Origin of the sequence: Cutibacterium avidum ATCC 25577 (assembly GCF_000227295.1) — a bacterium.
Classification (GTDB): Bacteria; Actinomycetota; Actinomycetes; order Propionibacteriales; family Propionibacteriaceae; genus Cutibacterium; species Cutibacterium avidum.
In genome coordinates, this window is sequence record NZ_JH165054.1 from 2,152,861 (window position 1) to 2,166,310 (window position 13,450).

Sequence of the window (13,450 nt, forward strand, 5' to 3'; positions counted from 1 at the left end):
CCGGCTGGGCCTGCTCACCGTTCCCGCGAGCATTCTCGTCTCGGTGTGCGCGGTGTGGGCGATGAGCCGCCTCTTCGGGGTGGAATTACGCCTGATGTGAAGTCAATTTCCCAGCCTGACGTGATCTGTGTACCCGAGTGATGATCGCACCGATGACACCAGCCGCGAGCCAGCTGAGGCCCACGATCCGCGTCATCTCCTCGGTCTTCGCCAGGGCGATGAGCAAGGTTAGGGCACCCAGGATCGGGACGACGAGGTGACGCACCCACTTGCGTGAGCCCTCCTTGGAAACACACTGGACTATGACGTCGGCGTGCAGGAAGACGTAGCTCGACAGCGCACCGAAGGTCACCAGGGTCGTCATCGTCTCGACGTGGGAGGCGAAGGTGACAGCCAGGATGGCGGTGACGGTGGCGACGACAACGGTGGCCACCCACGGCACACCCTTGGAACTGGTGAGCGAGAGCACCGAGGGCATCACCTTGTCACGGGCCATGGCGAAGACCAGCCGGGCTGTCGAGGAATGGGCGACGACCAGGCAGGCGAAGATGGCGACGAAGGCATTGACGACGGTGAAGATCGAGGTGAACCAGCCTGGGCACACCTGATCGACGGTGTGGTAGAAGGCCCGGTCGGTCGCCCCGCCGGGAGCAAAGTGCATGGTGTCAGAGACCAGACCGGCGGCCAACACCTGTACCCCGAAGAGGACGGCGAGCAGGCCGACGAGGAGGAGGGTGACGATGCCGACGGCTCGGCCTCCCCCACGGGCCTCCTCGTTCAAGGTGGCTACGGCGTCGAAACCGAGGTAGCTCAGCGCGGCTATGGACACCGCCGAGGCCACCGACGCCCACGACGTCCCCGGACGCCACAGGGCATGCCAACTCCACGCCACCTCGCCACTGGCCAACCCTTGCCCGACGCACACCAGGAAGACGGCGATCGTCGCCACCTGGATGGCCAGCAGGACGAGGCCGACTCGGGTGGTGACCGTCACCCCTTGCAGGTTGAGGGCCATGGAGGCCAGCACGAAGACCACGGCGAAAATCCCCGTCGGGACGCTGGGCCAGATGTGGGCCAGGGCGACGGCGGAGAGCACCGTCAACAAGGCAGGCATGAGGATGTAGTCGAGCAGGATGAGCCATCCGGCGATGAACCCGGGGACGCGTCCCAGGGAGAACCGGGTGTACCCGTACACCGATCCGGCAACTGGGAAGCGCAGGGCCATCTCGCGATAGCTGATGGCCGAGAGCCCCATGACGGCCGCGGCCACCAGGTACACCAACACCGGTACCCCGCCGGAGCGGTTGACTACCGGGCCGAAGACGGCGACCGGGGCCATCGGGACGAAGAAGAGCAGTCCGTAGACCAACAGCGAACCGAGGGGAAGCTGACGGTTCAGACTGGGCTGGTAGCCCAGGTCCTCCAACTGGGAGTCGGGGGCGAGGGTTACGCTCACTGAGTTTCTCCCAGTGTCAGGGCCGTCCGCTGAACGGCGGCGGGGTCCTTTCCGATGCCGGCCGGAATTACTCCAGCCAATGGGGCTCCGGCAGCATCCTCGATCTCCTCGAGGTTGCACCTCTCGGCCAGGTCGGGCTCGGCCGGCCAGGACCCGATAATGATGGCGTCGACCTGGTGGCCGCGATCGCGAATCGCATTGCAGGTCAGTCCGGTGTGGTTGAGGCTGCCCAGCACCGAGCGGGTAGCGACGACCACGTGGGGCTCGTGTCCACGGTGTGTCAGGGAATCCATGAGATCGAGGACACCGGCTCCGGCGTTGTCCAGACCGACGAGAACGCCCCCGGCACCCTCGACAAGAGTGACGTCGTAGCCGTCGGAGTCGACAAGGACTCGCGCCGCGATCTCCTCGATGGAAGGAATCGTCATCCCAGCGCGGGCAGCCGACGTCGTCGGGGCCAGTGGCTCAGGACAGCGCACGTACTCGAGCAGATTCTCGGAATCAATACCTGCCAGACGGCCTGCGTCATGGACGTCGCCGGGTTCCTCGGGGGGCAAACCGGTTTGGTAGGGCTTGATGATGAGGACCTCCTTGCCGGCCTGCTTCAGGGCCGAGGCGATGACGGCCGTCGCTACAGTCTTGCCGGCATCGGTGTCAGTTCCGGTGACGATGACGATTCCGTCCAGATCGGTGATCTTCATGACTCCTCCAATGACGTGTGTGTCAGCTGATCGGTGACGACTGCCCGCATTCCGGCAGCCATCACCACCAGGTCGTCCTCGGTGCAGATGTAGGGCGGCATGGCGTAGACGAGATCACGGAACGGGCGCAACCACACCCGGTTCTCTACGGCGGTACGGGTGGCTCGTCTCATGACGATCGGGCTGTCAACCTGAACAGCTGCGATGGCTCCGAAGACGCGCACGTCGATGACACCGTCGAGGTCCCGCAGCGGGGTCAGCTCGCGGGACATGACCTCGTTGATCCGGGCGACGTCGTCCTGCCATCCGCCCTGGGCGACGATGCCCAGGCTGGCCGCGGTGACAGCGCTGGCCAGTGGGTTGCCCATGAAGGTTGGCCCGTGCATGAGGGACCCGCCCGGGCCTCGACTGACCTCGGTGGCGAGCTCGTCGGAGCACAGCACGGCCGACTGGGTCATGTACCCGCCAGTCATGGACTTCCCGACGACCATGATGTCGGGGACGATGTCGGCCCACTCACAGGCGAAGAGCTTTCCGGTACGACCGAATCCGGTGGCGACCTCGTCAGCGATGAGAACGAGGTCCAGGTCGTCAGCGCGCTGGCGAAGGTGCTTCAGACATGCCGGAGACCACGGCCACATGCCGCCCGCCCCCTGCAGAATCGGCTCGACGATGATGCCGGCCAGCTCGTCGCGGTGCGCGTCGATGATCTCATTGGCCTGGTCACACCAGGTCTCGACGGCATCGTCATCGGCATCGAAGGAGGGCGGGCGAGGCAGGAAGAGCTGCTGGGGAATCGAGTCGGAGAACATGGCGTGCATGCCGCCGACCGGGTCGCACACGCTCATGGCACCGAGGGTGTCACCGTGGTAGGCACCGCGCAGGGCGGCGATACGAGTACGGGTGAGGGTGCCGCCACGCGCAGCAGTGCGCGCAATTTGCACCTGACGAGCCAATTTGAGGCTCACCTCGACACCCACCGAGCCGGAGTCGGCCAGGAAGACCCGATCCAACGGTTCCGGGGCGAGGTCGACGAGGGCCTTGACGGCGTCGACGGCTGCCTGGTGGGTGAGCCCACCGAACATCACATGGCTGAACTGGGAACTCTGACGGCTCACGGCCTCGTCGAGGACAGGGTTGCGGTAACCATGGATCTGGCACCACCACGAGGCCATGCCATCAATAACCTCGTAGCGGTGTTCCCCGTCATGGAGCTGCAACCGGGCCCCGTCGGCGGCCGTGACGGCAAGCATCGGATCGGCCCCGACCGTCGGAGCGTAGGGGTGCCAGACATGACGTCTGTCGTATTCGAGAAGATGCTGTTCAGGACTCACAGCGAGGAATGCTAGCCGTCACTCTTGAACAGTGTTCAGGAGGGGGCGGAATTGGCCGCTCCGACGGCCTGGAGACCCCTCTCGGACAGCTCATCGAGCCACCGTCGGTGCACCCGATCATCCGCCGTCTCCTCGGGATGGAAAGACAGGGCGAGGATGTTCCCCTGTCTGACACCGACGATGGCCCCACCCGCCTCGTCGGCATCGTCGGGCAGCGTCGAGATGACCTCGACCCCCGGCCCGGTACGGGTGACGATCGGAGCGCGAATGAAGGTGGCGGGGATCCCCTCACCCACCCCATCGATGTCCAGATGTCCCTCGAAGGAGTCGAGCTGGGATCCGAACGCATTACGACGCACGGTGACGTCGAGCCGTCCGAGGGTCTGCTGGCCCGTGGCGGCGTCCTCCACCTCTGTCGCCAGCACGACGAGGCCGGCACAGGTTGCCAGCACCGGCAGGCCTCCGGTGATGGCTTCTCGCAGCGGGTCGGCGAGACCGAAAGATCTCATCAGCTTGTCGATGACCGTCGACTCCCCACCGGGCAGGACGATCCCGTCGAGGGATTCGAGATCAGCCTCCCGACGGACTCGACGGGTCGTCGCGCCGAGGGATTCGAGAACCTCGATGTGCTCAGCGAATCCGCCTTGCAGGGCGACGACCCCAATGAGTGGAGCCACCTCACCAACCCCGCTCGGCCAGACGGTGCGGCGCCGGGACGTCGGCGACATTGATGCCCACCATGGCCTCGCCCAGTCCGCGGGAGACCTCGGCGATGGTGTCGGGATCGTCGTAGGCGGTGGTGGCCTTGACGATGGCAGCGGCGCGGGCAGCAGGATTGCCGGACTTGAAGATGCCAGACCCGACGAAGACGCCCTGGGCACCCATCTGCATGACGAGGGCGGCGTCAGCCGGAGTCGCCACACCACCGGCAACGAAGAGCACCACCGGGAGCTCACCCGTACGAGCCACCTCGACGACGAGATCGTACGGGGCCTGCAGTTCCTTGGCAGCGACATAGAGCTCATCAGGAGACATGCTGCTCAGACGTGCCATCTCGGCTCGAATGGTGCGCAGGTGGCGGACGGCCTCCGAGACGTCACCAGTGCCGGCCTCACCTTTGGAGCGGATCATGGCGGCGCCCTCGGTGATGCGACGCAGGGCCTCACCCAGGTTGGTGGCGCCGCAGACGAAGGGGACGTCAAAGGCCCACTTGTCGATGTGATTGGCGTAGTCAGCCGGGCTGAGCACCTCGGACTCGTCAATGAAGTCCACCTTGAGGGATTCCAACACCTGAGCCTCGACGAAGTGGCCGATACGAGCCTTGGCCATGACAGGGATGGAGACGGCGTCGATAATTCCCCCGATGAGGTCGGGATCACTCATCCGGGCCACTCCGCCCTGGGCGCGGATGTCGGCAGGGACACGTTCCAGGGCCATGACGGCGCAGGCTCCGGCATCCTCGGCGATCCTCGCCTGCTCGGGGGTGACGACGTCCATGATGACGCCGCCCTTGAGCATGTCGGCCAGTCCACGCTTGACCCGCGTGGTCCCAGTGGTAGTTGCATTCTCAGTCATGTACCTCATCGAATCGACGATTGTGGTTCATGACAAGATCCATATATGACCACTTCCGTTGGACCACTTCTCGGATGGACGAGATGAGACCGGATCTCGTCGTCGACGTGCCGCTGGACCTTCCTCAGGACTCCCAGCCGCTCCCGGTGCGGATCTGCGAGGGGGTGCGCGGTCTCATCATGGACGGGGTGCTGGCCCCGGGGGACCATCTGCCAAGTACCAGGGCCTTGTCCGCCCAACTCGGGGTGTCCCGCGGCACGGTCGTCGCCTCCTACGAACAGCTGGAGGCTGAGGGGTACCTCGTCGCGGCGAGCGGGTCGGGCACCCAGGTCAACCCTGACCTGCGAGGTCTCCATCGGCGCTCCGCAACGCCGACCCCTCCCCCGTCCCCTCGCCATCGCCACGGAATCGATCTGGCGCCGGGAGCACCCGACACGGCCGGATTGGCGAACTCAGCGTGGCGGTCGGCCTGGCATCGCGCCTGCGTCCAACCGCGCCGGATCACCGATCCGTTGGGGTCTCCTCGGCTGCGGCATGAAGTCGCCGAGCACCTACGTCAGATGCGAAGCCTGCTCGCCGATCCGCGCCAGGTCGTCGTCACCGGTGGTGCCCGCGCCGGACTGGCCGAGCTCATTCAGGTGCTCTGTGACAGGTCCAGACACCTGATGGTCGGGGTCGAGAGCCCCGGGTACCCCAGCCTGAGGAAAGTGCCGACGGCACTTGGCCATCGCATCGTCGGGCTGCCAACTGATGACCACGGACTTGACCCCGAGGGCCTTCCCACCGGAAGCGACGCGACGAATCTGGATGCGGTGCTCATCACCCCGAGCCATCAGTACCCCTGGGGAGGATCGTTGTCGGCGAGTCGTCGGGCTGCCGTCATCGAGTGGGCCGAGAGGGCGGGTTGCTGGATTATCGAGGATGACTTCGACTCCGAGCTGCGTCACGTCGGTGCTCCCCTTCCGGCATTGGCATCCTTGGACGAGGAACACACCATCTTGCTGGGTACCTTCTCGTCGGTACTGACCCCCGCCTTGGGGTGTGGTTATCTGGTGATCCCGCCCGACTTGATGCACCCCTTCGCCGAACAGCGTCAGGCCACCGGGCAACCTGTTCCCGCCATCGTCCAGGAGGCCGTCGCCGACTACCTGTCGACCGGGGCGTTACGGCGTCGCACCCAGCGGATGCGCCAGGTGTACCGACGCCGCCGCCACACCGTCATCGACATTCTCGGGTCGGTACCCGGTACGACATTGCAGCCGATCGACGGTGGGTTGCATGCCGTGTTGCTCTTCAACGGGTCCGAGGAGGACGTCGTCAGACAGTGTCGTCATGAGGGGGTCGGCGTCACTCCCCTGTCGACCTACTGGGGATCGGCTGACGCCGACGCGGCTGGGATCGTGCTGGGTTTCGGAAGCCACGACGACGACACCTTGGCAACGGCCTTGACGACGATCGCTCGGGTGGTCGCCGACCATACCGGTTCGTGACGCAAATCGGCCGGCACCCCGGTGGGGTACCGGCCGATCCGCGAATGAGCCGTCAGTCGACGAGGCCCTCGAAGAGAGCGGTCGACAGGTAGCGCTCACCGGTGTCGGCGATGACGACGACGATCGTCTTGCCGGCGAACTCCGGACGGGCCGCGACCTGGCCAGCGGCCTGCAGTGCGCCACCACCGGAGATGCCGGTGATGATGCCCTCCTCGGCGGCGGCACGGCGGGCGAAAGCAATGGCGTCGTCACCAGGGACGAGCAGAATCTCGTCGACGACGGACTTGTCGAGGTTCTCCGGCACGAAGCCCGGGCCCCAGCCCTGGATCTTGTGCGGGGCCTTCTCTCCCTTGGTGATGACCGGGGACTCGGCGGGCTCGGCACCGAAGGTCTTCACCTCAGGGTTCTTCTCCTTGAGGTACTTGCCGGCACCGGAGATGGTGCCGCCGGTGCCGATGCCGGCGACGATGGCGTCAACCTTGCTCTCGGTGTCGTTCCAGATCTCCTCGCCGGTGGCATCATGATGAACCTCCGGGTTGGCCGGGTTGTCGAACTGGCTGGCCAGAATGGCGCCAGGGGTCTCCTTGACGATTTCGGCGGCCTTGGCGTTGGCACCCGGAACTCCATCAGCACCGGGGGTGAGCACGAGCTCGGCACCCAGCAGACGAATGATGGCGCGACGCTCCTTGGACATGGTCTCGGGCATGGTGATGATGACCTTGTAGCCGCGAGCAGCACCGACGAGGGCCAGGCCGACGCCGGTGTTGCCAGAGGTGGCCTCGACGATGGTGCCGCCGGGCTTGAGCTGTCCGGATGCCTCGGCCGCGTCAATGATCGACTTGGCGATGCGGTCCTTGACGCTGGAGGCCGGGTTGTAGAACTCCAGCTTGGCCAGCACGGTGGCCTGGGAGTCCGGGAAGAGTTTGTTGATCTTGACCAGCGGAGTGTGGCCGATGAGCTCGGTGACGTCGTTGGCGATCGTCGTCATGGTGTCAGTCCTTTCGGTTGAGATTCGAGTCAATGGGTGTTCGGAAAATCTCTGTGTGCGTAGGTTGATGTGGGTCATGCCTTTTCGACGGTTATCGTCCAGCCGGCATCACCCACCTTCCGGAAGTCGGTGACCGGATAACCGGCCGTGGCGGCCCATTCCGGGATGGATTCGGTGGCCTGAGTGCAGTCGAAGTTGATGGTCAGACGATCTCCGACTGGCAGCCCGGCGATGGCCTTCTGGGCTTCGACCAGCGGGAACGGGCACACCTGCCCACCGGTCTCGAGAACATGTGTGGTCATGACACTCCTTCGGTGACGGTGGCGGTTGGCAGCGTCCCCAGTCCGGGGTTGCGCCGGGCGAAGCCGAGCACGAAGACCTTCGTGCCGAGGCCCACGCCGAGGAACATGAAGAGGAAGGCGATCCAGCCCTGGAAGCTGAACTGAGCAGTTTCGACCATCGCGTTGCCGATGGTGCAGCCTCCAGCCCAGCTGGCCCCGATTCCCATTCCGAGCCCTCCTCCGATTGACTTGACGACCTGGGTTGAGTCGGGGACGCGGACTCGGAACTCACCGGATGCCTTGGCAGCGATGAAGGACCCGACGAGGATGCCGAGCACGAGCAGCACTCCCCAGTCGACGTAGGAAGCATCACCTGTCACGGCCCACTCCAGCAGGTTGCCGGTTGGGGTGGTGATGCCCAGCCCGGCATGACGACCGGTCGCCTCGCTGAGCGGGTAGGTGATGATCGCGATCACCGAGATGAGGGCCGCAGTGAGGAACGGATGCCACTTGGCCTCGAAGAGCCAGTGCGCGACACCTGCCATCTCCGGCGGAAGGGTGGCGACCTTTCGGGCCGGCTTGCGCAGTTGACGCCACACCAGGCCACCGACGACGAGGACCAACACGACGGTGGGAATCCAAGGAGAGACTCCCAGAGCAGGAATCGTCGTCACAGGCGCCTTGACGGATCGCACTGATTCGTTGAGTCCCGACAAGGCGCCATACTTCATGGCCGCCGCGCCGATCGCGTAGAAGACCAGCGCGATCCACGAACCGACCAGACCCTCACCACTGCGGAACCAGGTTCCGGTGGCGCATCCGCCAGCAAGCACGATCGAGACGCCGAAGAGCAGTCCTCCGACGATCACGCCGAGCCACGGCAGCGGCTGCCAGGACAGGTGGACGACGCCGAGCTGGGTCAACGTCGTGACGCCGATGGCCTGAATGGCGATCACGAGCAGGAAAGCCGTGATCCACGTGGCGCTCCTGGCAAGCCACACTTGACGAAAGGCGTTGGTCACGCAGAAGCGACCACGTTGCAGAACGAAGCCGAAAGCAATTCCGACGAGTAAGCCGGTAAGGATCATGACAAATTCCGTTCAGAATGATCCGACAACGCCGTTGTGAGTTTTTCGAAACACACAGGTAGAAGCGGATTCAGGGATGGACGTGATGTGCATTTCATGTGCGCTGAAATCGGCATGGGGTCGACATGACCTCTCATGTCCGGCGCATGTGCGATCAACCCCGGATCAGCAACAACACCGGCACATTGAACACATCATCATGGTTGAGCTCATGACCGATCGACCGGCACGATGACCCCAGACACGGTGTGTGTTCACCTTCTCGTCCTTCCATTCATGACCCATGACCGATGATTCCGCCATGACGTTCATCGACCTTCCCGGGACTGCCCCGACGCCGCGCCGCAACGTTCATCAATGGTGTCTGAAATCATGCAAGCACAGTTGCCTTGGCGTTTCAAGAAAAAGGTTAGTTTTTCTTATATTTTGATCTCGGGTATCACTTTGTGAAACAAACCCGGTCTGCCAGGGCTGCCAGGAAGGCAGAGACCCCCTCAGTCTGATCACAGATGATGTCGGCGTGATCGGTCATCGACGGCTGCTCGTCGGAATAGCTCACCACGCGGGCACCGGGGTGACCCTCCCGAATCCACTCCGCGATGACCTCGAGGGCCGGGACGTCACCCAGATCGTCACCGCACATGATGACGACCCGCGGCTTCACCTCGTCGATGAGCTCGCGCAGAGCCTGGGCCTTGGTGGTGACGGCGGATTTCAGTTCGATGATGTTGCGGCCGTCCTCGCAGTGGAGATCGAGCTCCTCGGCGATCTCACGGACTCGCGGCGCAGCACTGGCCAGGGCATGAGCCGGATCGGCTGCGCGACGGGTGTGGAGGGCGACAGCGCGACCCTTGTCCTCGATCCGGCAGCCGACGTCACGAGGATCCTGCTGCCCCAGTTCCTCGGCAAGTCCCTCGAGACGTCCCTTGGCGATTCGCACCGACTCGGGCACCTCGGGGTCACGCAGCGCCCCGGTGGCGGCGTCGTAGCGCTCAACCCCGTACTGCCCCAGGACCACCAGGTGCTCCAGGCCAGGGACTTCGTCGACGGCCGTCATGTGTCGTACTGCGGCTACCTCACGTCCGGTGATGATGGCCATGATGGCGAGCTTCTCGTCCATCCGAGACATTGCCGCCCTGGACTCCTCGGCCATGGCGGAGTCAGCGGGATCGTCAACGATGGGGGCCAAGGTGCCGTCGAAGTCCAAGGCGAGAAGCACCGAACCCGGGTCAGTGGCGACGGCGTCGAGGACCCCCCTTCCGGCGTCGGTGAGAGGGGTCCACGACTTCTTGGCAGGGGCGGGGCGATCAGTCATGGGCCCATGGTCACACATACCGGTCCCACGGTGGGACCTCAGCCCGCGAATAGGGAGGATCAGCTCGAACACGAACTACGGGTTGGTAGCGTGAAGGAGGGCCTGCTGCGTGGCAGGACCTCCATGAGAGGTGTGATGAGACATGTCGGAGACCGTCCAGGACAAGGTTGACTTCCTTGTCATCGCAAATCGCCTGCCCGTGGACCGGAAGATCGACGATGAAGGAAACGTCAGCTGGCAGTCCTCCCCGGGTGGTCTGGTGACGGCACTCGAGCCGGTCATGCAGCGCAAGGGTGGTGCATGGATCGGGTGGCATGGTGCCCCTGACGAGGTTGTCGAGCCCTTCCACCATGATGGCTACGACATCCACCCTGTGCCGCTCAGCGCCCAGGAGGTCGAGGAGTACTACGAGGGATTCTCCAACGCCACCTTGTGGCCGCTGTACCACGACTGCGTGGTCGAGCCGGTCTTCCACCGCGAGTGGTGGGACGCCTTCCAGAAAGTCAACAAGCGGTTCGCCGAGCAGGCCGCCGAGCAAGCCGCCGAGGGCGCCACGGTGTGGGTGCAGGATTACCAGCTCAACCTCGTTCCCACATACCTTCGTGAGATGCGCCCCGATCTTCGTATCGGGTTCTTCCTCCACATCCCGTTCCCGCCGATCGAGCTCTACAGTCGTCTGCCGTGGCGTGAGGAACTCGTCGAAGGACTGCTGGGGGCCGACCTCGTCGGATTCCAGACTCCTGGTGCCGCCGCCAACTTCCTGCGCCTTGCCAAGCGTCGTCCGGGGGTCACGGCCTCCCGCGGTCGGGCGCACACCCGTGACGGACGTGACGTCGTCGTCCGTGACTTCCCGATCTCGATCGACTCGCGCGGATTCCACGAACTTGCCACCTCGGAGAAGGTTCAGGCCGAGACCGCCAAGTTGCGCGAGGACCTGGGCAACCCGGAGACGATCATCTTCGGTGTCGATCGTCTTGACTACACCAAGGGTCTGCGCCAGCGCATCCGCGCCGTCGGAGAGCTGTTCAAGGAGGGCAAACTCGATCCTCACGAGGTCGTCTTCCTGCAGCTGGCCACCCCGTCGCGCGAACGCGTCGAGGAGTACAAGATCCTGCGCGACGACATCAACCAGCTCGTCGGCCAGATCAACTCCAAGGTGGGCACTATCGCCAATCGTGCGCTGGTCTACCGCAACGAGTCGGTGCCCCGTGAGGTCCTCGCCGCCATGTACCAGGTGGCTGATCTCATGCTCGTCACCCCGGTGCGTGATGGCATGAACCTCGTTGCCAAGGAGTACATCGCATGCCGGTCCAACGACGACTCGGCCCTGGTGCTCTCCGAGTTCGCCGGTGCTGCCCGTGAGCTCAAACAGGCCTACATGGTCAATCCGTACGACATTGACGGCATGAAGGCCACGATCATGAAGGCCCTCACCGACTCGCCGAAGGTGAAGGCCCGCAAGATGCGCTCGATGCGTCGTCAGGTTTTCGACAAGACGATCGACGTCTGGGCCGATGACTTCCTCACGGAGCTGGAAGGTCGCTGAGCGACAGACGGACACATTGACGTTGACGGCGGCCGGTCGGTGATCACCGACCGGCCGCCGTCAACGTCAATGCTCGATGCTGTCTGGGCATGAAAAATCCCAGATCCGAAATCGGATCTGGGATGATCTGCGCTCCCCCGACTGGACTCGAACCAGTAACCCTCTGATTAACAGTCAGATGCTCTGCCAATTGAGCTACAGGGGATCAGCGCCCCGGGCGCGAAATGAAACACTAGCAGCGCCCTTCGGCAGATGACAAATCGTTGACATTTGTCGAGTTCTGGGCAGCGGCGCGACTTCGTCAGTTCCACTCCTTCTTGAGAGCGTCAGTGGCCTCCAACACCTTCTGACGGGTCTCGGGGTCATCGAGGTCGGCGGACTCCCGAGCCATCGCGGTCCAGGTGATGGCTCCCTCCGGGGCGGCCAGGTGGCCGGCCGGAACACGCCCGGCGATGAGAACGTCTCCGCCACGCACCGGGACAGTGCGGGTCGCGGCGATGGACTCGGTGACCCGCGCCCGGAACATCTCAGGGATCTTGCCGGGTTTCTCCAACACCGCCGAGGCACCGGATCCGTCCAGGAAGTCCCAGGTCAGCGTCGCGGTGTCGCCATTCCAGCCACCATGGACGATCTCGTGCCAGGCCACCGCGGAATCCGTCTCGTCGGTCAGGATGACGAGCCCCTCCGTCACCGCGATGACGGTCGCCCTCTCTCCTCTCCCGCAGGCGAGCACCTTGACGTCGTCGAACCCGAGTACGGCTCGTACCCGGGTCATCTCCTCGGAACTGGGCCCATTCGTCCGCCACATGGCATCCATCCTGTCACGCCGCCCCAGCCTGCTGCAGATGGCGTCGCAGCCGGTCCAGTGCCCTCTGCTCGATCCGCCGGACGCTGGAGGCGGACATCCCCATCTCCTCGCCCACCGCCTCGAAGCTCATGGGTTCTCCCTCGAATCCATGACGCAATACCACGACTTGCCGTTCCTGCCCCGCCAGCACGGCAAGCAGGTGGAGTTCCGGACGGACTGGTCGTCTTTGTGGGGCCGCCACGTGTTCGAGGACGTTGCTGTCGACCTCCCAGCACTCGGCGCGCCGCTGCTCGACCCACATGACGTCCTTGCCCATGCACTCGGCAATCGCCTCGCTGGTCGGCACCTGCCGGCACCGCGTCGTCAGCTCCTCCTCGACTCGGGCGACCTCGGCTGACTCCCGCATCGCGGCCCGGGACCTGGCGCCACGCAGGCGGACGACCTCCTCGCCGACACGACGACGGATCCAGGTCCAGGCGACCGTTGAGAATCGAGCCCCTCGACGCTCGTCGTACCTCTCGACCGCCTCTCCCAGCCCCACGCAGCCGGCCTGGATGAGATCCTCGACGCTGCACCGATTGGTCGCGGCAGCCTGACGGGCCTGGGTGAGCACCATCGCGAGCATCTGTCGCCAGAGCTTCTGCCTGGCTGCTGCTCCGTCGTCGGAAATCGCGTTCAATTCGGAAACGGTGACCGGTGTCGTGGCCAGGAACCGTCCGGACAAGATGGCATCAGCAATCACCCCGGCATCGAGTCTGCGAAAGAGCTCGCGCTCATCGGCAGGGTCCAGGGCGACGACATCGTCGATGAAATCCGTGTATCTCATGGTCTGACGATGACTCGCCCAGAACCACGGTGGAACCCTTCC

13 protein-coding genes and 1 tRNA gene are annotated in these 13,450 nt (G+C 64.5%); 2 read left to right on the top strand and 12 right to left on the bottom strand.

Features of this window, described 5'->3' with window-relative positions:
• Positions 1 to 85: 85 nt before the first annotated feature.
• Genes HMPREF9153_RS09630 through pdxS form a run of 5 tightly spaced genes read right to left on the bottom strand, consistent with a single transcriptional unit; the run spans position 86 to position 5,066 of the window.
• The gene (locus HMPREF9153_RS09630; protein WP_004811625.1) at positions 86 to 1,456 is read right to left on the bottom strand and encodes an APC family permease; all 1,371 of its coding nucleotides are present in this window, start codon (positions 1,454 to 1,456) and stop codon (positions 86 to 88) included.
• Positions 1,453 to 2,157, bottom strand: a complete 705-nt coding sequence (gene bioD, locus HMPREF9153_RS09635; RefSeq protein ID WP_004811626.1) for a dethiobiotin synthase — start codon at positions 2,155 to 2,157, stop codon at positions 1,453 to 1,455. The genes HMPREF9153_RS09630 and bioD overlap by 4 nt, the downstream gene beginning before the upstream one ends.
• Positions 2,154 to 3,491 (bottom strand): adenosylmethionine--8-amino-7-oxononanoate transaminase, encoded by a 1,338-nt coding sequence (bioA, locus tag HMPREF9153_RS09640; RefSeq protein WP_004811627.1) that lies wholly within the window; start codon positions 3,489 to 3,491, stop codon positions 2,154 to 2,156. The genes bioD and bioA overlap by 4 nt, the downstream gene beginning before the upstream one ends.
• Positions 3,492 to 3,526: 35 nt before the next feature.
• Positions 3,527 to 4,219 carry a pyridoxal 5'-phosphate synthase glutaminase subunit PdxT gene (gene pdxT, locus HMPREF9153_RS09645; RefSeq protein WP_004811628.1) on the bottom strand — a complete coding sequence of 231 codons (693 nt, stop codon included), beginning with the start codon at positions 4,217 to 4,219 and terminating at the stop codon, positions 3,527 to 3,529.
• Positions 4,170 to 5,066: a pyridoxal 5'-phosphate synthase lyase subunit PdxS gene (pdxS, locus tag HMPREF9153_RS09650; RefSeq protein ID WP_015582858.1), complete on the bottom strand. Its 897-nt coding sequence runs from the start codon at positions 5,064 to 5,066 to the stop codon at positions 4,170 to 4,172. Before pdxS ends, pdxT begins: the two co-directional genes overlap by 50 nt.
• Before the next feature lie 83 nt (positions 5,067 to 5,149).
• Here pdxS and pdxR point away from each other — a divergent pair, with 83 nt between their 5' ends.
• Complete coding sequence (pdxR, locus tag HMPREF9153_RS09655) at positions 5,150 to 6,556, top strand: MocR-like pyridoxine biosynthesis transcription factor PdxR (protein ID WP_023032619.1); 1,407 nt, start codon at positions 5,150 to 5,152, stop codon at positions 6,554 to 6,556.
• 52 nt (positions 6,557 to 6,608) lie between these two features.
• Here pdxR and cysK read toward each other — a convergent pair whose 3' ends face one another.
• The 4 genes from cysK to otsB form a co-directional block, all read right to left on the bottom strand.
• Positions 6,609 to 7,544: a cysteine synthase A gene (gene cysK / locus HMPREF9153_RS09660; protein ID WP_004811631.1), complete on the bottom strand. Its 936-nt coding sequence runs from the start codon at positions 7,542 to 7,544 to the stop codon at positions 6,609 to 6,611.
• A gap of 74 nt (positions 7,545 to 7,618) precedes the next feature.
• The gene (locus tag HMPREF9153_RS09665) at positions 7,619 to 7,846 is read right to left on the bottom strand and encodes a sulfurtransferase TusA family protein (RefSeq protein ID WP_004811632.1); all 228 of its coding nucleotides are present in this window, start codon (positions 7,844 to 7,846) and stop codon (positions 7,619 to 7,621) included.
• Complete coding sequence (locus HMPREF9153_RS09670; RefSeq protein WP_004811633.1) at positions 7,843 to 8,913, bottom strand: YeeE/YedE family protein; 1,071 nt, start codon at positions 8,911 to 8,913, stop codon at positions 7,843 to 7,845. Before HMPREF9153_RS09670 ends, HMPREF9153_RS09665 begins: the two co-directional genes overlap by 4 nt.
• A gap of 439 nt (positions 8,914 to 9,352) precedes the next feature.
• Positions 9,353 to 10,246 (bottom strand): trehalose-phosphatase, encoded by an 894-nt coding sequence (gene otsB, locus HMPREF9153_RS09675; protein ID WP_015582861.1) that lies wholly within the window; start codon positions 10,244 to 10,246, stop codon positions 9,353 to 9,355.
• A gap of 124 nt (positions 10,247 to 10,370) precedes the next feature.
• On the opposite strand from otsB, the gene HMPREF9153_RS09680 reads away from it, so the two are divergent.
• Positions 10,371 to 11,774: an alpha,alpha-trehalose-phosphate synthase (UDP-forming) gene (locus tag HMPREF9153_RS09680; RefSeq protein WP_004811636.1), complete on the top strand. Its 1,404-nt coding sequence runs from the start codon at positions 10,371 to 10,373 to the stop codon at positions 11,772 to 11,774.
• Between the two features lie 132 nt (positions 11,775 to 11,906).
• Here HMPREF9153_RS09680 and HMPREF9153_RS09685 read toward each other — a convergent pair.
• The 3 genes from HMPREF9153_RS09685 to HMPREF9153_RS09695 all read right to left on the bottom strand — a co-directional run bounded on the left by HMPREF9153_RS09685 (position 11,907) and on the right by HMPREF9153_RS09695 (position 13,408).
• Positions 11,907 to 11,979 (bottom strand) — tRNA-Asn (locus HMPREF9153_RS09685).
• 96 nt (positions 11,980 to 12,075) lie between these two features.
• Complete coding sequence (locus HMPREF9153_RS09690) at positions 12,076 to 12,582, bottom strand: hypothetical protein (protein WP_023032617.1); 507 nt, start codon at positions 12,580 to 12,582, stop codon at positions 12,076 to 12,078.
• Positions 12,583 to 12,595: 13 nt separating this feature from the next.
• A complete protein-coding gene (locus HMPREF9153_RS09695; RefSeq protein ID WP_004811638.1) occupies positions 12,596 to 13,408 on the bottom strand; it encodes a sigma-70 family RNA polymerase sigma factor in 813 nt (270 codons plus the stop codon).
• Between the last annotated feature and the right edge of the window lie 42 nt (positions 13,409 to 13,450).